This is a genomic window from Martinezella rhizogenes (assembly GCF_000799715.1).
GTDB lineage: Bacteria > Pseudomonadota > Alphaproteobacteria > Rhizobiales > Rhizobiaceae > Rhizobium > Rhizobium rhizogenes_C.
The window spans coordinates 615026-637049 of sequence record NZ_JUHG01000011.1; the positions used below are offsets into that span (position 1 = coordinate 615026).

Here is a 22024-nt window from a genome sequence, read left to right on the forward strand (position 1 = left end):
AAATAAGGCGAAAGAAGGAGCGTTCTCGCCCTTCTAAGGTTGGAGCGCCGCCATGTGAAAGGCAAGCTGTGCCGACGAATAGCGATAGTTGGCTCCGACGGGACAGGCGTTGCGCGCCAGACAGCCACCGGTCATGCAGCCGGCCAGCCCCGCATCCGTCCCGAGATGCGACCGACAGCCCACGACATCGAACCCGCCGGATGTGACTGCATCGACGGGACAGGCCGTCAGACAAGGCTTCTCAGCGCAATGATCGCAGAGATGCGCGGTAGCCACGACTGGCTCCCCGGTCTCGATAGCATCGGCAAACCCCAGGGCACCGCGATAGCCATGCCACAAGCCGTATTCCGGGTGAATCAGAATGCCAAGCGGCGAAGCCTTCAGACCTTCCGCCTGCATTGCCCATCGCTGAAACGGCTGCCAGGGCGGATCGGACGGGAAATAGGCCGTCGCGCTAAAAGCTGCGGCAATCGGCTGGATGACCACTTTCGACCAATCGTCGAGCGGATCACGTCGACCGGCATTTTCCGGCAATTGCCGCCAGTGCGAAAACGGCTGCCAGATCGAACCGCCGATATTGCCGAGCAGGATCACGCTTCGTGCCGGCGTGCCATCGTGCAGCAGCGGCCCCTCGCCTTCGTCAAAACACACCACGCCACGAACAAAAACTCCGTGGGCGCCAAGCGCTGCACGGAGTTTTCCAATCATGGGCGAGCCGCTCATCACCGCGGCCCCTTATATTCGTAATGCGGTCGCCAGACTTCCTTCTGGATCAGATCGGCAACACGTACCGCACCGCCTTGCTCCCTGGCGGCATCGGGCTCTCTTCAAGTGAAGGCGTCCGGCATGGAATCCTTGCGCTTCTGGACATAGGCGAGCAGCGCCTCGTCGATCGCGGGGTCGAGCGGCGGAGCTTCGTAATGATCGAGCCAGGAGCGGCAAAGCGCGTTGGCGCGCTGCTCGACACGCTTCTGGCCTTCGATTTCCCACTGCTCGAAGGAGTTGTTGTCGGCGAGCGCCGAGCGATAGAAAGCGCTCTGGAAGTTCGCCTGCGTATGGGCGCAGCCGAGATAATGGCTGCCGGGGCCGACTTCGCGGATAGCGTCCAGAGCCTGGCCGTTTTCGGAGAGATCGACGCCCTCGGCCATCTTCTGCATCATGCCAAGCTGATCCTGGTCGATCATGAACTTCTCGTAGGAAGAAACCAGACCGCCTTCGAGCCAGCCGGCCGCATGCAGCACGAAATTCGTGCCGGCCAGAAGCGTCATGTTCAGCGTATTGGCCGATTCATGCGCCGCCTGCGCATCCGGCACCTTGGAGGCGCAAAGCGAGCCACCGGTCCGGAACGGCAGGCCGAGACGCCGGGCAAGCTGGGCCGAGCCATAGGACACCAGCGACGGCTCAGGCGTACCGAAGGTCGGAGCACCCGACTGCATCGAGATCGAGGCGGCGAAGGTGCCGTAAAGCACCGGTGACCCCTTGCGGATCAGCTGCGTGAAGGAGGCGCCAGCCAGCACTTCCGCCAGGATCTGCGTCAGCGTTCCCGCCACGGTCACCGGGCTCATCGCGCCGGAAAGGATGAAGGGCGAGACCACGGAGGCCTGGTTATGGCGCGCATAGACCTTCAACGCGCCGAGCATGGTCTCGTCGAAGACCATCGGCGAGTTGGCGTTGATCAGGTTCAGCGTGACGCAATTATTTTCGACGAAATCGTCACCGAAAACGATCTTCGCCATGGCAACCGTATCCTCGGCGCGCTCAGGCGCGGTGACAGAGCCCATGAACGGCTTGTCGGAATATTTGATATGGCTATAGATCATGTCAAGGTGGCGTTTGTTGACGGGCACATCGACCGGCTCGCAGACCGTGCCGCCGGACGAATGCATTGACGGCGCCATATAGGCGAGCTTCACGAAATTGCGGAAATCCTCGATCGTCGCGTAACGGCGATTGCCTTCGAGATCGCGGACGAAGGGCGGGCCGTAGACCGGCGCGAAGATCGTCGCCTTGCCGCCGACATGGGCGTTGCGGTCGCTATTGCGCGCATGCCAGGTGAATTCCTTCGGCGCGGTCTTCAGAAGTTCGCGGCACAGCCCCTTCGGGAAGTGCACCCGCTGCCCCTTGACGTCGGCACCGGCGTCTTTCCACAGCGCCAGCGCCTCCGCGTCATCGCGAAACTCGATACCGATTTCCTCGAGTATGGTGTCGGCATTGCGTTCGATAAGCTGCAGGCCCTCTTCGTCCAGCACCTCATAGACGCCGATCTTGCGGACGATATAGGGAAGCGATGGGCCTGGTCCGCCGCCGCTGCGCGATGCGCGCCGTGCGGCGGCACCCCTGCCCTCACCGCGCGAACGCCGTCCGCCACCATCACCGCCCGCGGCCGGTTGCTCAATGATATCGTCCATGATGATCCTCACTCCTCCGCATGAATGCGTCTATTCTGCTCCATGCTACCCTATTCCGCCGCATGAACATTCCTTTATGCGCCAGCGACTAGCATAGGACAGACATGGGCAAGGCGAAATTGCCTCATTTCCATCCGTCGCGATTTATCCGCGCAACGTCGCTTTCGAAAAGAGTTTTGTCATCGTTGAGGTTTATCGCTTATTGAGGCAGTATTTTATACAAGCTTCCGATGCACTGCACGAAAATGGGATGGAGCGCATGTCTGACGACGAAATCATTCTCGCGGAACTTTCTGATGAGGAACTCGTGCAGCAGATGCATGATGACCTGTACGACGGAATGAAGGAGGAAATCGAGGAAGCGACCAATATCCTCCTCGCACGTGGCTGGACGCCTTATGACGTCCTGACGCAGGCCCTCGTTGAGGGTATGCGTATCGTCGGCATCGATTTCCGCGACGGCATTCTCTTCGTTCCCGAAGTGCTGCTGTCCGCCAATGCGATGAAGGCCGGCATGTTTATCCTGCGGCCGCTGTTGGTCGAGACTGGCGCACCGAAGCTCGGCAAGATGGTGATCGGCACCGTCAAGGGCGACATTCACGACATCGGCAAGAATCTCGTCGGCATGATGATGGAGGGCGCCGGCTTCGACGTCATCGACCTCGGCATCAACAACCCGGTCGAAAACTATCTCGATGCCATCGAGCGAGAACAGCCCGATATCCTCGGCATGTCGGCGCTGCTGACGACGACCATGCCCTACATGAAGGTCGTCATCGATACGCTCAAGGAAAAGGGCATGCGCGACGATTACGTCGTTCTTGTCGGCGGCGCGCCACTGAATGAGGAATTCGGCAAGGCTGTCGGCGCCGATGCCTATTGCCGCGATGCGGCCGTGGCGGTCGAGACCGCCAAGGACTTCATGAAGCGCAAGCACAACAGCCTGGCTGCACGAGCCTGATCACCATGAATGTGAGGCCAGCGGCCCCCGCAAGGGTTGCCGCCGGCTGATCGGCATCCCAAATTAGTTGACGACTGCCCGTTTAACCTTGTGACCGGCATCTTCCGTCGCATTAACAGCACCCGCCGTATCTCTGCCTATGCCGCGAATTGTGTTGGCGCATGAAGCGAGTACCATAAGGACGGCGCAGGCGGCGGCGATTTTAGTGAGTGTCGGTGCAGTCATGATCGGGAGCCCTCTCTGAATGGATGTTGATCGACAAAAGGCGGAGACAAACCCTTCGTCCAAGAAACGCATAGCAGCACAAAAGGTTCATGTAATCGCGTGCGGCGCAATCGCGCGCGAGATACTTACGGTCACCAGAATAAATAGCCTCGATCACATCGACCTGCACTGTCTTCCCGCAATCTATCATTCCTATCCACAGAAGATCGCACCGGCCTTGGAAGAGGCGATCGCAGACGCACGCTCCCGCGGCTTCGAGACGATTTTCATCGGCTATGCCGACTGCGGCACAGGGGGTGACATCGACAGGATCTGCGAACGCGAGGGCATCGAACGCCTCTCCGGCCCGCACTGTTACTCCTTCTTCAGCGGCAACGAGGCCTTCGCCGCCCGCGAGGATGACATCACCTCGTTTTTCCTCACCGATTTCCTTGCCCGCCAGTTCGAAGCCTTCGTCATCGTACCACTCGGCCTCGACCGTCATCCGGAGCTGCGGGACATGTATTTCGGCAATTACCGCAAGGTGGTCTATCTCTCGCAGGAAGAAGATCCGGCACTTCAGGAAAAAGCAAAAGCAGCAGCAGCTTTTCTCGGCCTGGACTATGAATATCGCTTCACCGGCTATGGCGATCTCGCGCGTGAATTGCTGGCTGTCTGATTACGACATTCCATCCCATTTCGCCGCTTGCGGCCTCCCTGCGATATCGCCATGCTGCTCCACATCGAAGGCGTTGAATCATGGCCCGAAACCGCTGCCGCCTTGCGCGACGGCAAAGTTTATTGCCGCTTGTGAAGATGCTTTGCCCGGAGCGTCGTTTTTCGGCATGTGCCGCGTCGTGGCGAGCGCAGTCCCGGGGTGGACGGACGTGCATTCTTGATCAAAGAGGAGAACTTGTGCATGGCGGATCGCATTGTCGTCTATTGGCGGGATATTCCGGCCCAGGTGATCATCAAGAAAGGGCGGCAGGCGGCGAAGCGTGAGCTGTCCCTGCGCTTCACCGAGGCGATCGACATGTGCGCCATGCGCACCGGCGCCGCCGAGACGGACGACTATCTGGCTGAATGGCGCAAGGCCGATCCCGTACCTGTCTCCGACGATCTGGAAGCCGAGGCCGACAAGGCCGCAAGCGAACTCGAAGCCGCCTATGACCGGGAGCGTCTCATTGCTCTGGTGAAGGCCGGGGGCCGCGACAATGGCTGATGCCGCCCCAAAACCGGGCAATGCCGCCCCGGGCGCGAAGGCCGCCAGCGGCGCCTATACGCCCGCCGGCGTCTCGCCGAACCGCCGCGCACGGCGCAAATACACCGTCCGCCTCTGGGCGGTGCGCCATTCGCGCTTCCTCGAATGGTTCTACCGCCGCTTCGCCGACGCTTTCCTCCTGCTGCATCCGCTCTGGAAGAAAATTGGCTACGAGCGGGTCGAACGTCCCATCACCTTCGTCGAACGCAATGTGAAGGGTTTTCTCTTCGACTGTCGCATGTGCGGCCAGTGCGCACTGTCATCGACCGGCATGTCCTGTCCGATGAACTGTCCGAAGCAGTTGCGAAACGGCCCCTGCGGCGGCGTGCGCGCCAATGGCAATTGCGAAGTCGAGCCCGATATGCCCTGCGTCTGGGTGCAGGCCTGGAACGGTTCGCGCAACATGGCCTATGGCGATGCGATCATGAACGTACAGAAGCCGGTGAACCAGTCGCTGCGCGAGACCTCTTCATGGTTGCGAGTGACGGCCGAAGCCGCCGCTGCTCGCGAAGCGGCTAGGAAGGAAGCCTGACCGATGGCGCATGTCGATGAAAATCCGCTGGGCGCCCATCTGCCGCTCGATCCCCTGCCCGGCCACTCCTCGCTCGGACGGCTGGAGCGGGTGCTTCGCCGCGGCGAATTCGCCGTCACCGCCGAGCTGAACCCTCCCGACAGCGCCAACCCCGAAGATGTCTATGAGCGCGCCGCGATCTTCTCCGGCTGGGTCGATGGCATCAATGCGGTCGATGCCTCCGGCGCCAATTGCCACATGTCCTCCGTCGGCATCTGCGCACTGCTGACGCGCATGGGCTATGCCCCGATCATGCAGATCGCCTGCCGCGACAAGAACCGCATCGCCATCCAGGGCGACGTGCTGGGGGCTGCCGCCATGGGTGTCTGCAACATCATGTGCCTGACCGGTGACGGCGTGCAAGCCGGTGACCAGCCGGGCGCCAAGCCGGTTTTCGACCTCGACTGCATGTCGCTGCTCGAAACCGTGCGCGTCATGCGCGACAATGCCAAATTCCTCTCCGGCCGCAAGCTGACCTCGCCGCCGAAGGTTTTTCTCGGCGCTGCCATCAACCCATTTGCGCCACCCTACGACTTCCGTCCCTATCGCCTGGCAAAGAAGATCGAGGCCGGCGCGCAGTTCGTCCAGAGCCAATATTGCTACGACGTGCCGATGTTCCGGGACTACATGAAGAAGGTCCGCGATCTCGGCCTGCATGAAAAATGCTTCATCCTGGTCGGCGTCGGTCCTCTGGCCTCGGCAAAGACCGCCCGCTGGATGCGCTCCAACGTGCCGGGCGTGCATATTCCCGATGAGATCATCAAGCGCATCGAAGGCGCGCAGGATCAGAAGAAAGAGGGCAAGCAGCTCTGCATCGATATCATCAACGAGGTGAAGGAGATCGAGGGCGTGTCCGGCGTCCACGTCATGGCCTATCGCCAGGAAGAATATGTCGCGGAGATGGTGCATGATTCCGGCGTGCTGAAAGGCCGCCGGCCATGGAAGCACGAGGCCAACCGCACAGACGCTCTGGTTGCCGAGAGACTGGAACGCATCCGCGAGGGCAAGGAAGAGAACCAGCAGGAAATGGCCGAAGCCGCCTCCCACCAACCGCCGCATCAGACGCATTGAAACGAGTGGCGGGCGGAGGAGCCCGGCCCGCTTGTAACGCCCATCACGGCACGATAGATCTTCTCTATCGTGCCAACTGACCAGAGGATCAGACATGACGCGCACCATCGTTGCATCCGCCACTCGCGAAATCATCATCGGTTTCGACCAGCCCTTTTGCGTGATTGGCGAACGCATCAATCCGACGGGGCGCAAGAAGCTGGCCGCCGAGATGATCGAGGGCAATTTCGATACCGTCATCAAGGATGCGCTCGAACAGGTGGCCGCCGGCGCGACCATGCTCGACGTCAACGCCGGTGTCACCTCGGTCAACCCGAACGAGACGGAACCGGGCCTTTTGGTGCAGACGCTGGAAATCGTCCAGGGTCTCGTCGATGTGCCTCTGTCGATCGACAGCTCGGTGACGGCCGCCATCGAGGCGGCGCTGAAAGTCGCCAAGGGCCGACCTCTGGTCAACTCCGTCACCGGCGAAGAGGAAAAGCTCGAAGCCATCCTGCCGCTCATCAAGAAATACGACGTGCCGGTCGTCGCCATCTCCAACGACGAGACCGGCATTTCCATGGACCCGGACGTTCGTTTCGCCGTCGCCAAGAAGATCGTCCAGCGCGCCATGGACTACGGCATCAAGCCCGAGGACATCATCGTTGACCCGCTCGTCATGCCGATCGGCGCGCTCGGCGATGCCGGCCGCCAGGTCTTCGCGCTGCTGCATCGCCTGCGCAACGAGCTGAAGGTCAACACCACCTGCGGCCTCTCCAACATCTCCTTTGGCCTGCCGCACCGCCATGGCATCAATGCCGGCTTCATCCCGATGGTGATCGGAGCCGGCATGACTTCCGCGATCATGAACCCTTGCCGCCCCCAGGAAATGGAGGCCGTGCGCGCCGCCAACGTGCTCAACGGCACCGACGCCAATTGCACCAACTGGATCATGACCTACCGCGACTACAAGCAGGCAGAAGGTGGTGTCGCCCCGACAGCAGCGGCTCCGTCAGCTGGTGGTGGACGCCGTGGCGGTCGTGCCGCGAGAGCTGGTGCAGGCGCTGCGAGGGAGTAAAAGCCCTCATCCGTCTTTTCGCGATTTCGCTTCGCGCAATCGCTCAAATCCACCCTCTCCCCCCGTTTACGGGGAGAGGGCTAGGGTGAGGGGCAACAGAGGCCTCCATAGGAAATTGTCCGAAAGCCGAATCCAATGACCAACCAAGACCCCCTCGTCCTTTTCATGCCCTCCGGCAAGCGTGGCCGTTTCGCCGTCGGCACGCCGGTGCTGGAGGCGGCAAGGCAGCTTGGCGTCTACGTCGAGAGTGTTTGCGGCGGCCGCGCGACCTGTGGGCGCTGCCAGGTCTCCGTGCAGGAAGGCAATTTCGCCAAGCACAAGATCGTCTCCGCCAACGACCATCTCTCGCCGATCGGCCCAAAGGAAAAGCGTTATGCCGAGGTCCGCGACCTGCTGGATGGACGCCGCCTCTCCTGCTCGGCGCTGATACAGGGCGATCTCGTCATCGATGTGCCGCAGGATACGGTGATCAATGCGCAGGTGGTCCGCAAGGCCGTCGACGAGCGCATTATCGCCCGCGATACGGCCGTGCACATGTGCTATGTCGAGGTCGAAGAACCGGACATGCACAAACCGACAGGCGATCTCGATCGGCTGAAGGCGGCATTGGCCACCGACTGGAAATACGACAATCTCGAGGTCGACTTTCACATCATCCCGCAGGTGCAATCGATCCTGCGCAAGGGCGAGTGGAAAGTCACCGCCGCAATCCACAGGGATCATGAGAGCGATCCCCCACGGCTTATCGCGCTCTATCCGGGCCTGAAGAACGAAGCCTATGGCATCGCCTGCGACATCGGCTCGACCACGATCGCCATGCATCTCTCCTCGCTGCTCTCGGGCCGCACGGTGGCATCCGCCGGCACATCCAACCCACAGATCCGCTTCGGCGAAGACCTGATGAGCCGCGTTTCCTATGTGATGATGAACCCGGACGGGCGGCCCGCGATGACCAACGCCGTGCGCGAGGCGCTGAACGGGCTGATCGACAAGGTCTGTGCCGATGGCGGCGTGTCGCGCCAGGACATTCTCGACGCCGTCTTCGTCGGCAATCCGATCATGCATCACCTCTTTCTTGGCATCGACCCGACCGAGCTTGGCGGTGCGCCGTTTGCGCTTGCCGTGTCCGGCGCGGTGCATCTGACCTCGGCCGAAGTCGCACTGCCTATGAATGCGGGCACGCGCGTCTATATGCTGCCCTGCATCGCCGGCCATGTCGGCGCCGACGCCGCCGCCGCGACACTGGCCGAGGGACCACACCGGCAGGACGAAATGATGCTGCTGGTCGATATCGGCACCAATGCCGAAATTGTGCTCGGCAACCGCCAGCGCGTCGTCGCCGCCTCCTCGCCCACCGGCCCGGCCTTCGAAGGCGCCGAGATATCCAGCGGCCAGCGCGCTGCTCCAGGCGCAATAGAGCGTGTGCGCATCGATCCCGTGACGCTCGAGCCGCGCTACCGCGTCATTGGCATCGAACCTTGGTCCGACGAGCCCGGATTCGTGGAAGCGGCCGCAACCGTCGGCGTCACCGGCATTTGCGGCTCGGCCATCATCGAGGTCGTCGCCGAAATGTTCCTCGCCGGCATCATCTCCGAAGATGGCGTCGTCGATGGTGGCATGATGGCGCGCTCGCCGCGCATCCTGCAGAACGGCCGCACCTATTCCTATCTGCTGCGCGACGGCGAACAGCGCATTACGGTGACGCAGAACGACGTCCGCGCCATCCAGCTCGCCAAGGCCGCGCTTTACGCCGGCGTCAAGCTGTTGATGGACAAACAGGGTATCGATCATGTCGACCGCATCGGCCTTGCCGGCGCCTTCGGCACCTTTATCGACCCGAAATATGCAATGGTGCTCGGCCTCATCCCGGACTGCGCCCTCGACAAGGTGAAGGCGGTCGGCAACGCCGCCGGCACCGGCGCACGCATGGCGCTCCTCAATCGTGGCTACCGCCGCGAGATCGAGGAAACCGTCAGCAAAATCGAGAAGATAGAGACGGCGCTTGAATCAAAATTTCAGGAGCATTTCGTCTACGCCATGGCGCTGCCAAACAAGGTCGACACCTTCCCGGAACTGTCCAAGGTCGTGATTCTGCCGGAACGCAAGTCCGCTGACGATGCGGGTGAAGGTGGCGGCCGCAGACGTCGCCGCAGCCGCGAGTAGCACTTAACTGGCCGCAGTTTACGCGGCCATTTTCCGCCCGATTTCTACGAATGCCTGCCGGATACTATCGGCCACCGCCTTCATCGGCCCCGTCATCTGCGATGCCGTCAGCAGGCGAATGTCGAAGGATGTCAGTTCCGGCAACCCCTCGTTGGGCCCGAGGATCTCCATATCCTCACCAATGTAGGAGCGCGGAAACGGCGCGACCGCAAGATCGGAGACGATAGCGGCGCGCTGCGCCATCGTATGAGCACTGAGATATGAGACACGGTAAGGGCGCTTGTGCCGTTCCAGCTGCGCCAATGCTTCCGACCGCCAGATGCAACCGTCCTCCCAGATCGAGATTGGCAAGGGATCGCGCCGATAGGCCGTGCCACACTTGGCACCGGCCCAGACGAGACGTTCCGTAAAGATCACCTCACCGTCCGTCGGGAAAGGCCGGGTCGCGCAATTGATCAGCGCGAGATCCAGTCGCTGCTCCTCGATGCGCTTCTTCAGCTGGAGGCTCATATCCACGACGACATCGACCATGATGCCGGGATAGCTCTCCGAAAAGCTCTTGAGAATGGTCGGCAGCAGGCGCTCGCCAATATCATCGGGCGCGCCCAGCCGAACGACGCCGCTGAGCTCCGGCATAATGAAGCGGGACACGGCTTCATTAGAAAGCGCCAGGATATTGCGGGCATAGGAAAGCAGCATTTCGCCATGCTGCGTCAGGCTGACCGAGCGCGCATCACGCAGGAACAGTATCACGCCAAGTTGTTCCTCCAGCTTCTTGATCTGCATGGAGACGGCCGACGGCGTGCGAAAGACCGCATCGGCGGCGGTCGAGAAATTACCGGTCTCGGCGATGGCGACAAAGGTGCGCAGAACTTCGTTGTCGAGCAGCGGTATGGGCCGGCGAAACGGTACGGTCATATCGGCATCCTTCAATTTTTCTGATCTTAAGCACCATATCATTTCGTTTGTCTGAATGTCAACGAAGGACCATATTAGCTTTAATGAAATGGACGAAGCAGCCGAAAAGGAGTGACGATCATGGCTGGCGCAGTATTTTACGAGGCATCTCGCCTGTTCAACCTCATGCGTGTCCGCATCATCCAGCGGACAGCACAGCACACACTCGATGAGATTTCGGCGTGCTTTCCGGCGCATCTGATCGACGACGTCAACGCTCGCGGCTTGCCGCCGGATCGCATGCTATGTAGAAACCAATCAAACGAGATTCAGCCAACCTATTGGCTTCTCAACTACCGTCAAAGGTTTATCGATTCAAAACTGCCTTAACCGGTCAGCATAGAACTCTTCGACGGTAGAGCGCGACCTGACGTAGACACGCTCGATAACCGGCTTGATGCCCGCTTCATTAAGTTCCGCACCCACGAAGTTAAGCCGCAAAAACTCGCCGTTCATGAGCAGCCTACAGGATACTTCCTTGGGGCTTATATAATTCCGCCTGAAGGCCCAGACCTCGGTTATTGGAATCTTACCGGCCGGAAGCAGCCGAGCGGCCACAAGGTTCGATATCTGAACAAAACTGCAGTTTAGGTGGAAGCCTGCCTCCCCGCCGGTAACATGCAGGCCGCCCTGATCGCATCCGACTGAATTCTCGCGAAAGAACCTCTTCCAGGGTTTGAAATCAACCACGCCAACAGAATCCAGGAGGCGTGATTGCTGCCTGAGCTTGACCAAAGGAAGTCGGTCCAACGCGATAGCTTCCAGCACAGATGGCCAAGGATTTCCTGGTCCAGAATACAGCGCGGCGACGATATCGCGTAGGGAGAGCACATATCTGCCTCGCGTACGCCGAGTGGGGTTGATCGCAGAAAACTTATAAGCTGATGGTCCGAACGCACGCCGCATGATGCTGTCTGGGCACTCGAAGCCCTTCTGAGAATAGCAATGTAGCAGCGTGTTGATCGGTAAGCCGGTCTCTTCAACTTGAAGCCTCACGGCTTTCGAGGCTCTCGCAAACCGAAAATTATCTTCCCAGGTTTGCTGCGCATCAGGCTGGATAGCCGCACCAATGCTTTCTCTCGGTCTTTTCAGGATGGGCGTCGACTTATCTGATGACTTGAGAGCGCCAGCAACGAGCTTTCGAAATCCTTTTTCGTATAAAGGCGAAGCAAGACGTACCCGCAGAGGATGACTGTAGAAGTCCTTGGTCCTTGGAAAGAACCAAGCGTCCTTCAAGCTCTCCGCAAGTTCCACAAATGCATCTGGCCACCCGAGTATCGCACGTGCGGATCGGCTGAGAGAATGGGCACTCACCTCGCCTACTGAAGCAAAATTCGCTTCAAGTACGCCACAACGGCCTTCATGGAAGTCGATGGCTTTCGCTACCTGACATATGAACTCGAAGAGGTGACCGGGATCGGTTTCCCCCAGAGACGTGTTGATGTTCCACTTAGCGAGATCAGCAAGCGACGTTTCTGGATTGACTAGGTCGGTAGCAAACCGCAGCGCTTCCTCATCGTCAAACTGAGCACGTTCTTGGGGAAACTCGCGTAGATCGACCACTGGACGCATGGGATTGTCTGCGTCCACACAGCGATGGCAGAACGAGATACCTCGCGCCACTTGGAAATTCAGGCGTGTTTTGCAAACGGGACAATGATCGAGAAGAAGCTCGAAAGATTTGGGATCGAATGTAAGCGAGCTGATGTGCCAGACGGCCTTCTGGTAGCCAAGTGTGCGCAAACTGGTTGGGGCCACCCGGCGATGGCCTAGCAATTGTTTCAGCGGCAGATTTCGCCCAAAAAAAGTCACCTGCTGTCTCGCTGAGAGCCCGTAAAGGAGAGGCTCGATATCCGCGTCGCCGTTGGGAAGTCCCAGAAGGTCCCCGAGACCTTCGTAGGAAAGGCTCCACTTGCCCGAGCCGAAGTGAGAAAATCGCTGTTCCCGACGGCCGCCTATCAACTGGATGAGCTGATATGGGTATTGGAAGCCGTTCGCGGCAGCCGCTCGAAGGAGCACATCAGGAATGCCTTCCCCCGGTCTTAAATCGACAGCGACTGCCAGGGACTTCCTGCTTCTATCCAGCCTGCGAAGCGCCGTGTCTCGTGTGACTGTCAAGGAGTGTCACTTCTCGGCTCTCACGTGGCTACGGAGGCGCACGCCCGCTCCGACCTCGACCTCTTCGGCAAGAATTACGACCCCATTCTCAAAGAGCACATCACGGAGTCGACGAGCCGACTGCTCGTTGATCCTCTTACGTTCGGTGGTTTCCAAACGAGCAATGACGTACCTGCCGACACCAGACTTCTCTGAAAGCTCATCAAGCGTATAGCCCAGCATCGCGCGAGCATACCGCAGGCAGTCCACCCACACCTTTCCACTGGGTTTAGCAAACCTTACCCCCTCGCCCGCAGCCTCAGTAGCATCAACGAAGACTAACCCTTCGCCGAGAAGGGCATCGCGTAATTTAGAAAGTGCAAGTTGATCAGGAAGCTTTCGTCCGGGTTGCTCAAGACCAAGCAAGACGCTCCGCGTGATCATCGCTTTGCTGGCGAGGACGCTCTGCGTGAGCCCAAGCATCGAGCGTGCCGCTCTAATCTGACTATGAGTTGGAAGCCCCGCCATGCACGGGAACAAATGCCAAAACCTAAAAATGTCAACATATCTACTCCTATTGCATATTTTCGATTTGTATCGCGAATTTCCTACTTCTGTTGCGCGAATCGGTTTACACATCGTGCAAGGAAATCAGAAATCGAATCGAAGGAGGCTTCGGATGAACGATAAATGGCTCGGCGGTCCCCCTAGCGTGATAATCCCGCGACTGCAGTCGCTTCTTGCCGATATTCAGAGCCTTGCCTCACCCGGCGGCTTCGATGGGCCTACTGATGCTGTCATCATTCGCAACTGCATCCTCGCACAACGCTCCGTTCCTTGCTTGATCGGCCAAATGAAGGGGCACCCTCAGATCAAAGATGGACCCGGGATAACCAGCGAACTCTTCTATCTCGACCGAAAGCGGAAGTTGGCGAGGACGCTCAGCCGCTGGTACCGTTTCGACCAAGGCCTTTTGGACATCTGAGCCCTGTGCGGAGAAAACCGATGGACAAGTCTTTGGCCAACCAACTTGATAATTACATCCACAAGCTTCAGGAAGTATCACGGCAGCTTAAAGGCTCTCGATCTGCGAGCTTCTTGAGAACAGAGCACAGCGGCGCAGCCATCGCACGCGGTTCTGCGCGGGAGTTCCTTGCTTATTGTGCCCTGATAAGCCTTCTTCGGCGGAATATAGGTCCGATCTCGGAGCCCTCTTGCGTGGCATTAATTGCTGTACCCAACCATTGGCGACTGGCGGACGTGAACGAAGCGGTCAAGATTATCTTTAAAGATGAGAAGGTTCGCTATTTGATGCATCCAACTACCCAGAGGCGGGGCAGTTGGGAAGTCGACGCAACCGACTATCTAAAGTCTGGCAAACTGATCGTATTTTTCAATGAAGGCTCGCCTATTCATGAGGATTTCGAGCTTGCGGCGACGATGCGTGACCGACTTAAGTTATGTGACATTCGGCATCTCCAGGCGCTCGGACGACTGCGAGGCTGCGGTAATATTACTGACGACCAAGCTGCGATCATCGCGACGCAACCCTCGGAGAGAATGGAAGCGATCTTTCGGATAGGTCAGCCTGTCAGAAGGATCGCCGTCCGGCTTGCCGAGGAAAATTACCAGCGTTCGGGCTCCAACGATACCAAGCAACTCGATGTCTCCAAGGGCTTCGGAGAAGCCAGTGTCTGGGCACAGGAGCTAAAGACAGACATCCATGAATGGCGCGATGGCAAACTACCTTGGTCCGAGGTCGACAAAGGATGCTTGCTATACGGCCCACCAGGCACAGGAAAGACGCGTTTCGCGGCAGCCCTTGCAGCAGAATGCGGGATGCATTTGGAAGCGACGTCGATTGCAAAATGGCAAAGCAGCAAAGAGGGCCACCTCGGCGACATGCTCAAAGCAATGTACAGAGCCTTTGGGGCTGCCAAAGAGCAGGCACCGTGCCTCCTGTTTATCGATGAATTCGACTCGATTGGCGACCGGGCCAAATTTCCATCGAGGCACGCGGATTACTCCACAAACGTCGTCAATGCACTTTTGGAGTGCCTCGACGGTACTGAAAGCCGTGAAGGCGTAATCGTCGTTGGCGCATGCAATTTCCCAGAGAAGATCGATCCCGCACTGATCAGAAGCGGCCGTCTTGAAAAACACGTCTATTTTCCAATGCCTGATGTGAACGCTCGCGCTGAAATCCTTGCATTTCACTTGCCATCTCTTGCGGAAGACCCTGCCCTCAACAAAATCGCGGCTAGACTTCCTGGAAAAAGCGGAGCGGATTTAGAGCGTCTGGCAAGAGAGGCCCGCCGGGTCGCGCGACGGGAGCGCCGACCTATAACAATAGACGACATCCGAAGTAAAATCGTGCCGCTGCCCGAACTGAACTTTGAGCACCTGCTGCGGATTGCCACCCACGAGGCAGGACATGCGCTCGTGGCGCACATGCTGAAGGTCGGTCGCGTCGAGAGGGTCGAAATTTTTGATAATATCGTGACCTTTTCAACTGAGCTTGACGCTCACGGCATTACCGTTATCGAGCTGCCTGAGCGACCGTTCTGGACGCGATGGGAGATGATGAAAATGATCACCTTTCATCTTGCTGGCGCTGCGGCAGAGGAGGTGTTTTTCAAGGATACCTCGACTATGGCTTCAGGAAGCAAGGATAGCGATTTCGCGAAGGCAACGTCGCTCGCTGTAAAAATGGTGACTGAGCACGGCTTTGGGAGTTCGCGATATTATCTTCCCGGCTCCGTCGATGCGAGCAGTCCTCTTGACCTGTGGCAGGATCAGCGTCTGGAAGCCGAGGTCAATGAAATTCTCGAAACGCAGTATGACCGAGCTTTTGACATGCTTAGCGGCCTGGAAACGAGCCTGGTTCAGTTTGCCGTAAAGCTAGCCGAAATGAAAACTCTTCAGGGAAACGACCTGAAAATGCTCTGGCCGGGAGCAGACATTTTGGATGGGAAGGAGGCAAGGAGATGTTGAGCACTATTTCCCGCTGTATTTCCTTTGTCGAAGCCAAGAGAGCGCCCTCTACTGTTGTCGTCCGTGATGGTGCCGAACCTGAATTCCAAGCACATGGCGGACACGCTATGAAATCCGGCTGATGTAACCGGGCCCCCGAAAATTCAAAACTAAAGAGACTGCGGCGGAGTTCCGGCGCGTCACCACTCCCCATTGTCTTCACGAAAGGAACGGTCGAATGCGAGCATGGATCGTCAGCGACATCCACACCTCCCCTATGGACACTCTTTTGGGTACCTCCCTTCGCATCCAGGATGCGGACATTTGCATCTGTGCTGGTGACATCTCCAACGATATCTCGACGAGCATCGCTTACCTGCTGCGGAATATCGAGCCGCATATGCCCGTCGTCTTAACGCTTGGAAATCATGACTTTTACGGTTCAAGTATTGATTTCGCACTTGAAAAAGCACGGCGCGAAATCGATGGTAGCCGTATCCATCTCCTTGAAAATGACAGTATCGAGATCGGTGGGTGCCGTTTTATCGGCGCTAGCCTTTGGACGGATTTTGCGGTTTCAGTCGGCGACGATGAGCACATTCCGCCAGAGGAGCGACGGACCAAAGCGTTTGAACTCGTTCCATGGCAGATGGCGGATTTCCATGCAATTTTCCGATCCGACGAGCGACGACCAGGTGAAAACGGCCTGGTAACCGTCCAAGAGATTCTCAATCGTCATATTGCAAGTCGATCTTATATCGACCACGAACTGTCGAAGCCGTTCGGTGGCCGGACCATTGTTCTCACGCATCATGCGCCGCATATGCAGTCGATGGATCCGAGCTTTTTCGGCGAAGTTACCAACGCGGCTTTTGCGAGTGATCTATCTGACGTGATTACGCGGCGACGGCCAGCAATTTGGATACATGGCCACATCCATAAATTCCGCGACTATATGGCGGATCAGACTAGGGTGATCTGTAATCCTCGGGGATACAGCCGCGAGCGCGAAACTTCGGGATTTAGGGATAGTTTTGTGATCGATTTATAGGACCACTTCGGCGGCGACGCTTATGTCGCTCTACTTAGAGGCAAGTGGTCATGAAAAGCCCACCCCGCTTGTTTCTTATCCTAATGCACGAATTTCTCGATTTATTTCAATACTGGTGGATTGTTTTTCTATCTAATTATTGGAAGTTGCAAAACGAGCCTCTTCAGCTCTACTATCAGCGGCAGCTGGGAGGATAAGAAGTTGAAACTTTTGAAGGCTCGTATCACCGATTATCGCAGTGTCAAAGATTCCGGTTGGATCGATTTCGAACAATCGAAAACAATTTTGGTTGGCCCAAACGAGGCCGGAAAATCCGCCATCTTGCGTGCCCTTCAGCAAATAAATGCACCCAGCGCAACACCCAGTTTTGACGCTTTGCGAGATTATCCACGCAAGGACTACAACGACATAACCACAAATAAAACAGACCCTTCAAAAACGGATGTTGTCGTTGCGCATTTTACGTTGGACGAAGATGACATAAAGGCAATCGACGAGGAATTCCGAGCGGTAACTTATGTCTTTGGCAGGCGATTGGACAATTCTTGGTGGCATGACTTGGAGGCTGCGCCCCCAAAACCTACGACAGAAAGTATCGCCAAGGATTTGCAACGGTTAGCCGCGCATATCGACGGGAGGCAAAAAGAGGAGGACGAAAAGTCGAGCAAGCTTCTCGAAGTCGCGCTCTCGAAGTGGGCTCATGCCAATCATTGGCTACAAGGCGATATCAGTGCGACCGTGATTGCTTGGCTTACCACGCACTATCCTCTGGTAGACGAAGAAGACGAAAAAGAAGAGGCTCGGTACGATAAAATTTTAAAGCTGGCGAAGTCCGACGCGAAGCGAAAAGCTGCACTGGCCCATCTGCAGAAATCCGTGCCCGTCTTCGTCCTCTTTAGTAACTATTATCGCGTCCGCCCACTTATCCATCTCGAACATCTCGCCACTCGTATTGAACAAAATTTGCTCGATGACGACCAATATGACTATGGCAATCAATGCTTATTGAAGCTCCTGGGTTTTACAGCGCGTGAACTTTCGGACCTCGGGAAAGCACCCGAACCATCCGCAACAGACCACGAAGGGCTGAAGAGGTACAGGGATCAACTCGACAAACGATCTTATCAGTTGAATGCCGCCAGCGTTCGGCTGACGTCAGAGATAGTAAAAATCTGGAATCCAAATCCGGATCGGGCAGAGGCAAACCGGCTTCGAATTACGGCGGATGGCCAGTATTTGAAGGTCGTAGTGGAAGATGAGCTTGGGGTCGAAATCGAGCTTGACCAGCGATCTGAAGGCTTTCAATGGCTGGTATCTTTTTTCGTCGTATTTTTCTCGGAGACTGAAGGGAAGCATTCGAACGCGATTCTTTTGCTTGATGAGCCTGGGATGAGCTTGCATGCGCTCAAGCAGCGTGACTTTCGTGAAACAATCTCAAAATTAGCCGAAGCCAACCAGACTGTTTATACGACGCATTCGCCTTTTCTTGTGGGCCCCGGCGAACTCGACCTCGTCAGAGTTATCGAGATGAAGGATAGGCGAACAGGTACGAAAGCGCACACAACTATTACAGCTGCTGACCCAGCCGCTCTTCTTCCTTTGCAAGAGGCTCTGGGATACGACCTTGCTCAAAGCTTGTTTGCCCAGCAGCGCAATCTTATTCTCGAAGGATTGACCGACTTTTGGTATATCGAAGCCACAGCCGAGCTTCTGCGGCAAGATGGCGTGGCTGATCTGAACTCAAAGATTGCTCTTATTCCCGCCAATACGGCCAGCAAAGTCGTTTACTTTGCAACCATTCTTGTCGCTCACAATTTGAAAGTTGCAGCATTGCTCGACTCGGACAATGCGGGTGATCAAGCCGCAAAACAAGATGTCTTAGTGCATCGCCTGGGCGCGAAACGTATCCTGCGCACAATGGACTTCATAACCCACCCGATCCCCAAAGCAGAAATCGAGGATTTACTTCGAGATACTTTAATAAATATTGCAAATAGGGAGTTTGGACTCGACGTGAGTATGGAGGCGACATCTTCAGCTCAAACGCCAATCGTAGACGTATTAGCCAAAAAGGGTGGTGGAAATTTTTCCAAATATAAGTTGGCTAAGGCGTATGTGCGATGGACTAGAGACCACTCGTCAACAGAACTGAGTCAGGCGGAACGCACAGGATGGGGGAAATTGATCGACGCAATAAATGCTGCTTTAAAATAAATAACAGCAAATGTGGCGGCAAGTTGTAGAAGCCGTGCACCGGCCAGGATCTTGTCTCGATATTCGAATAAGGCGTGAAAATTCTCAATTCGAGGATAGAATTATTGCTTAGTCAGATAGCTAATGTAAGAATTAAAAACCTTCTGCGCGGCGTCCTAAATGCAAATAACGAACGCGCAAAAGAAGAGACCTTCGCCAACTTGCGAAGGGAGACGTCAATTTCGGACGCATATGCGGTCTATCAATTCCTGGAGAGCCCTCTTGCCAGAGGCTTCGCCAAGGTAGATGCCTTTCCTGCCAGGCCACATCGCACATCAGCATTTAATTTTTTCGGTCCAGCTCCGATTGCGCACGAGCTAACGGCGCAACGCGTGCGTATTGAAAACAACAAGGAAAAAATACTTCAGGCGATCAAACACCTTAAAGCTCTGAACACAGCGTTCATACGTGACGAAGACGCTGAAATCGCAAATCAGATACGCTCGATATCATCGCAATTTGGGTATTCTTTATTTTTTTTAAAAAAAATTCTCAGTATTAAGCACCTAAGAACCAACAACCATGACGTAAACCAGGCTATACAGTTGTATGTATCCGCGTTTAATACCCCGAGACGTAATATAATTGCGGTAGCCATCGAGGATTCTATTGATCCGTCGGGGTCGTACCCGAAAACTAGAAAGAGTTTTATAGGTTTCATTGCGCAAGGGCGTTTTGATAAGCCAACCGATGCAATAATTACTGATCATTTCCATCCCGCTCTCGCGAATGAAAGCTCTGCGTCAGCGGTGCTTCAGGCTTATGGTATCATTTCAATAATTGACGTCGCGTTCTTTTTATTGGCCCGAAACGAAGACATTTTGTCGGTCATCACAGAGCGCGATCAACCTTTCCTCGTCCAAGCTGTACCCGCAGAATTGCGAAAGGCTTGGACTGCGGATTTCGACAACTTGGACCTCTCCGTGTTTACGCGGCATGACGATGATGACCCAAAATTCTTTGAGTATAATTTTTTTAGACACACAAGTGCCTGGAATGAATACCGAAATGTTGAGCGTTATAGGCGGTGGGTCGAAGTTGTTGTTGGGAACCGCCTGAACGGCTTAGCGACCAGATCCTTGTCCCGAACTATCGCACCGGCATTACCACAGGTATCATTTACCCTAACGGACCTATGGAAAACTGAATGCAAGGCTCCGCTGCAAATTGCCGCGTTCGATCCTCTTTCAGGTGGCTGCTTTCATCGAACTATCGCGCTGATGTCAATGATCGAAGCCGGAGAAACGTCAGAAGATATGACTGGGAACGAATTACTCGCTCTTCTCGATAAAACGGTGGACGTGGCTCATTGGGCGAGCGCGGTCGAATTGTCATCATTTCTAAGCGAAAGACCGAAAGATTGGCTCTTTCGATACCTAAAGGCCGCGCTAATCCACGATGCTTTGGAAACCAGCGTTTCTGGACACCGGTTGAGAAAGACAATTGAAAACGTAGTTATTGAGCAGTTTGGTGGAAACATCGTCAAGTTCACTGACTTCCTTTATTCTCAAGGCCAACATGTCGGAAGCCACTGCTACCATACTTGTACGGAATCATTCCTTGTGCAGCTTTATCGTCTTTTTGGGAGTTCGAACGATGTCGTTGAGGCCAGAGCGGCCTTATTGGAATGGTATTCAGAAAGGACTAATGCGGCACATCTCGCGGACCGAGCTAAGTCTCTGCGCTTGGACATAAAGCTCAGAAAGGTCAGAGATGACATAGATGACAACCGCATATACGTGGATCCGCTGCGCTTCATTCAATGGTTGAGTGATACAATAGGTCCCGATTTGCGGTCGGCAATTCCACTTCTTTCGGAGTGGCCACAACAGGTTGTTTCAGCAAGCGACCTTGCAAACCCTGTTGCCCCTATCCAGCATCCGGAGCTTCGTCTGGGATTCCTCCTGAATCAAGCGTTTACGGAGTTTTGCTCCAATAAATTTTACGGAGTCGATTCTTATATCGGCAGGCGAATTAGGCATGGAACTCTTCGCGGGACGATGGTCCCCGAAATGCGCTCGCTTCTCGACGGGTTCAGAGCACAGAACTTGCTAACCGAACCTCAAGCTTGTGCCAAATTCGAAACTTGGATGATCAATTATGAAGCAATAATCAAAGCCTTGGGCTTGGAACTTCTACAAATTCGGTCTGACTCCAAAGGAAAAGGAGCAATTTTATCGAACATAGGAGGCAGTGCCAAATATAACACAGTGAAACTTGCGATAGAGAGTGTCGCCAAGTTACTCACGTTAGAAAATCCGGTTCCTAACGCCATTGCGCTTATACCGGAATATTGCTGGCTCATACTTGAAATAGATCTGAAAAAGATACGCGCTGAACTTCAACGCGTACGCGATGAAGAAATTTTGATAGACCCAACTCACTTTCTTTCAGATTGCGAAGCCCAAAATACACGGGCAGTCACAGAGCTTTGCAGAAATTTAAATGAGGCCGTCAGTCGAAAATTCTCGACACTTTCACTTTGGCTAACCAGACCTACCAATATTAGTCCCTCGACAACATTGGCACTATTGTTCAAGGCCGTAATCGTCGAAGTAAAAGAGCAAATTCCGGGATACGACCCGGTGGTCACCGAGTTGGGAATATCTGATTTAGACCTTTACGGGAACAGATATCACTACGTCTACGATATACTTTACATTTTGGTATACAATGCAGCGAGACACGGAAATCCGCGCGGCAAGCTTATATTTACGACAATCGCAGGTGAAAGCGTCGGTTCCAATGCCACATTTGAGGTCACTGTCATGTCAGAACTCAAAGGAGGCGACTTAATTTCCGAAGTGGAGGAAAAAATCCAGGCGGCGATGACCGCCGATATTGAAAACGCTATGGTCGTCGAAGGGTTCAGCGGCATTCGAAAGATACGGACGCTAGCAGCCCAACTGGATGAAATTTCTCATTTTGGTGTGGGAAGTGAAGGTGATTCAGTTAAGTTCCGGGTCGATCTGACCTTTCCGATCACGTAGGCCAGCC

At 55.8% G+C, this 22024-nt stretch carries 19 protein-coding genes; 13 read left to right on the forward strand and 6 right to left on the reverse strand.

From position 1 onward, the window contains the following. Positions 1–33 precede the first annotated feature (33 nt). Together EX00_RS06920 and EX00_RS06925 are read right to left on the reverse strand one after the other, a co-directional pair. Positions 34–723, reverse strand: coding sequence for a ferredoxin (locus tag EX00_RS06920; RefSeq protein ID WP_047455426.1), 690 nt, complete (start codon positions 721–723; stop codon positions 34–36). Positions 724–827: 104 nt separating this feature from the next. Beyond that, entirely contained in the window at positions 828–2408 is a 1581-nt protein-coding gene (locus EX00_RS06925; protein ID WP_047455428.1) for a trimethylamine methyltransferase family protein, read from the reverse strand. Between the two features lie 259 nt (positions 2409–2667). Here EX00_RS06925 and EX00_RS06930 point away from each other — a divergent pair, with 259 nt between their 5' ends. Further along, a complete protein-coding gene (locus EX00_RS06930; RefSeq protein WP_047457543.1) occupies positions 2668–3369 on the forward strand; it encodes a corrinoid protein in 702 nt (233 codons plus the stop codon). A gap of 63 nt (positions 3370–3432) precedes the next feature. Here EX00_RS06930 and EX00_RS31935 read toward each other — a convergent pair whose 3' ends face one another. After that, positions 3433–3594 carry an entericidin domain-containing protein gene (locus tag EX00_RS31935; RefSeq protein WP_080761212.1) on the reverse strand — a complete coding sequence of 54 codons (162 nt, stop codon included), beginning with the start codon at positions 3592–3594 and terminating at the stop codon, positions 3433–3435. A gap of 19 nt (positions 3595–3613) precedes the next feature. On the opposite strand from EX00_RS31935, the gene EX00_RS06935 reads away from it, so the two are divergent. The 6 genes from EX00_RS06935 (at position 3614) to EX00_RS06960 (ending at position 9696) form a co-directional block, all read left to right on the forward strand. Continuing rightward, positions 3614–4252 carry a DUF1638 domain-containing protein gene (locus EX00_RS06935; protein ID WP_052210683.1) on the forward strand — a complete coding sequence of 213 codons (639 nt, stop codon included), beginning with the start codon at positions 3614–3616 and terminating at the stop codon, positions 4250–4252. 240 nt (positions 4253–4492) lie between these two features. Then, positions 4493–4795, forward strand: coding sequence for a virulence factor (locus EX00_RS06940; protein ID WP_047455430.1), 303 nt, complete (start codon positions 4493–4495; stop codon positions 4793–4795). Further along, entirely contained in the window at positions 4788–5366 is a 579-nt protein-coding gene (locus EX00_RS06945) for a methylenetetrahydrofolate reductase C-terminal domain-containing protein (RefSeq protein ID WP_047455431.1), read from the forward strand. The genes EX00_RS06940 and EX00_RS06945 overlap by 8 nt, the downstream gene beginning before the upstream one ends. A 3-nt stretch (positions 5367–5369) precedes the next feature. Next, positions 5370–6476 carry a methylenetetrahydrofolate reductase gene (locus tag EX00_RS06950; RefSeq protein ID WP_047455433.1) on the forward strand — a complete coding sequence of 369 codons (1107 nt, stop codon included), beginning with the start codon at positions 5370–5372 and terminating at the stop codon, positions 6474–6476. A 94-nt stretch (positions 6477–6570) separates the two neighbouring features. Next, positions 6571–7533 carry a methyltetrahydrofolate cobalamin methyltransferase gene (locus tag EX00_RS06955; protein WP_047455434.1) on the forward strand — a complete coding sequence of 321 codons (963 nt, stop codon included), beginning with the start codon at positions 6571–6573 and terminating at the stop codon, positions 7531–7533. A 135-nt stretch (positions 7534–7668) separates the two neighbouring features. Continuing rightward, positions 7669–9696, forward strand: a complete 2028-nt coding sequence (locus tag EX00_RS06960) for an ASKHA domain-containing protein (RefSeq protein WP_047455436.1) — start codon at positions 7669–7671, stop codon at positions 9694–9696. 18 nt (positions 9697–9714) lie between these two features. Here EX00_RS06960 and EX00_RS06965 read toward each other — a convergent pair whose 3' ends face one another. Beyond that, on the reverse strand, positions 9715–10656 hold the full coding sequence (locus EX00_RS06965; RefSeq protein ID WP_202903699.1) for a LysR family transcriptional regulator: 942 nt from the start codon (positions 10654–10656) through the stop codon (positions 9715–9717). A 78-nt stretch (positions 10657–10734) separates the two neighbouring features. Here EX00_RS06965 and EX00_RS06970 point away from each other — a divergent pair, with 78 nt between their 5' ends. Next, positions 10735–10983: a hypothetical protein gene (locus EX00_RS06970; protein WP_047455437.1), complete on the forward strand. Its 249-nt coding sequence runs from the start codon at positions 10735–10737 to the stop codon at positions 10981–10983. Here EX00_RS06970 and EX00_RS06975 read toward each other — a convergent pair. Continuing rightward, positions 10969–12771: a hypothetical protein gene (locus EX00_RS06975; protein ID WP_150192115.1), complete on the reverse strand. Its 1803-nt coding sequence runs from the start codon at positions 12769–12771 to the stop codon at positions 10969–10971. The genes EX00_RS06970 and EX00_RS06975 overlap by 15 nt on opposite strands. A gap of 6 nt (positions 12772–12777) precedes the next feature. After that, on the reverse strand, positions 12778–13233 hold the full coding sequence (locus EX00_RS06980) for a helix-turn-helix domain-containing protein (RefSeq protein ID WP_047455441.1): 456 nt from the start codon (positions 13231–13233) through the stop codon (positions 12778–12780). A gap of 196 nt (positions 13234–13429) precedes the next feature. Here EX00_RS06980 and EX00_RS06985 point away from each other — a divergent pair, with 196 nt between their 5' ends. The 5 genes from EX00_RS06985 (at position 13430) to EX00_RS07005 (ending at position 22017) form a co-directional block, all read left to right on the forward strand. Then, positions 13430–13735: a hypothetical protein gene (locus EX00_RS06985; protein WP_047455443.1), complete on the forward strand. Its 306-nt coding sequence runs from the start codon at positions 13430–13432 to the stop codon at positions 13733–13735. Between the two features lie 20 nt (positions 13736–13755). Continuing rightward, positions 13756–15744, forward strand: a complete 1989-nt coding sequence (locus tag EX00_RS06990) for an AAA family ATPase (protein WP_047455445.1) — start codon at positions 13756–13758, stop codon at positions 15742–15744. A 217-nt stretch (positions 15745–15961) separates the two neighbouring features. Continuing rightward, positions 15962–16774, forward strand: coding sequence for a metallophosphoesterase (locus EX00_RS06995; RefSeq protein WP_047455447.1), 813 nt, complete (start codon positions 15962–15964; stop codon positions 16772–16774). A gap of 201 nt (positions 16775–16975) precedes the next feature. Beyond that, positions 16976–18988, forward strand: a complete 2013-nt coding sequence (locus EX00_RS07000) for an AAA family ATPase (protein ID WP_047455450.1) — start codon at positions 16976–16978, stop codon at positions 18986–18988. Positions 18989–19062: 74 nt separating this feature from the next. After that, the gene (locus EX00_RS07005) at positions 19063–22017 is read left to right on the forward strand and encodes a hypothetical protein (protein ID WP_150192116.1); all 2955 of its coding nucleotides are present in this window, start codon (positions 19063–19065) and stop codon (positions 22015–22017) included. The last annotated feature ends 7 nt before the right edge of the window (positions 22018–22024 follow it).

Bases quoted from the DNA above. Each gene is read 5' to 3' on its own strand.
- EX00_RS06920 (WP_047455426.1), bottom strand. From the start codon at position 723: ATGAGCGGCTCGCCCATGATTGGAAAACTCCGTGCAGCGCTTGGCGCC.
- EX00_RS06985 (WP_047455443.1), top strand. From the start codon at position 13,430: ATGAACGATAAATGGCTCGGCGGTCCCCCTAGCGTGATAATCCCGCGA.
- EX00_RS06980 (WP_047455441.1), bottom strand. From the start codon at position 13,233: ATGCTTGGGCTCACGCAGAGCGTCCTCGCCAGCAAAGCGATGATCACG.
- EX00_RS06995 (WP_047455447.1), top strand. From the start codon at position 15,962: ATGCGAGCATGGATCGTCAGCGACATCCACACCTCCCCTATGGACACT.
- EX00_RS06940 (WP_047455430.1), top strand. From the start codon at position 4,493: ATGGCGGATCGCATTGTCGTCTATTGGCGGGATATTCCGGCCCAGGTG.
- EX00_RS06960 (WP_047455436.1), top strand. From the start codon at position 7,669: ATGACCAACCAAGACCCCCTCGTCCTTTTCATGCCCTCCGGCAAGCGT.
- EX00_RS06935 (WP_052210683.1), top strand. From the start codon at position 3,614: ATGGATGTTGATCGACAAAAGGCGGAGACAAACCCTTCGTCCAAGAAA.
- EX00_RS06955 (WP_047455434.1), top strand. From the start codon at position 6,571: ATGACGCGCACCATCGTTGCATCCGCCACTCGCGAAATCATCATCGGT.
- EX00_RS31935 (WP_080761212.1), bottom strand. From the start codon at position 3,594: ATGACTGCACCGACACTCACTAAAATCGCCGCCGCCTGCGCCGTCCTT.
- EX00_RS06965 (WP_202903699.1), bottom strand. From the start codon at position 10,656: ATGATATGGTGCTTAAGATCAGAAAAATTGAAGGATGCCGATATGACC.
- EX00_RS06925 (WP_047455428.1), bottom strand. From the start codon at position 2,408: ATGGACGATATCATTGAGCAACCGGCCGCGGGCGGTGATGGTGGCGGA.
- EX00_RS06930 (WP_047457543.1), top strand. From the start codon at position 2,668: ATGTCTGACGACGAAATCATTCTCGCGGAACTTTCTGATGAGGAACTC.
- EX00_RS06945 (WP_047455431.1), top strand. From the start codon at position 4,788: ATGGCTGATGCCGCCCCAAAACCGGGCAATGCCGCCCCGGGCGCGAAG.
- EX00_RS06990 (WP_047455445.1), top strand. From the start codon at position 13,756: ATGGACAAGTCTTTGGCCAACCAACTTGATAATTACATCCACAAGCTT.
- EX00_RS06950 (WP_047455433.1), top strand. From the start codon at position 5,370: ATGGCGCATGTCGATGAAAATCCGCTGGGCGCCCATCTGCCGCTCGAT.
- EX00_RS06970 (WP_047455437.1), top strand. From the start codon at position 10,735: ATGGCTGGCGCAGTATTTTACGAGGCATCTCGCCTGTTCAACCTCATG.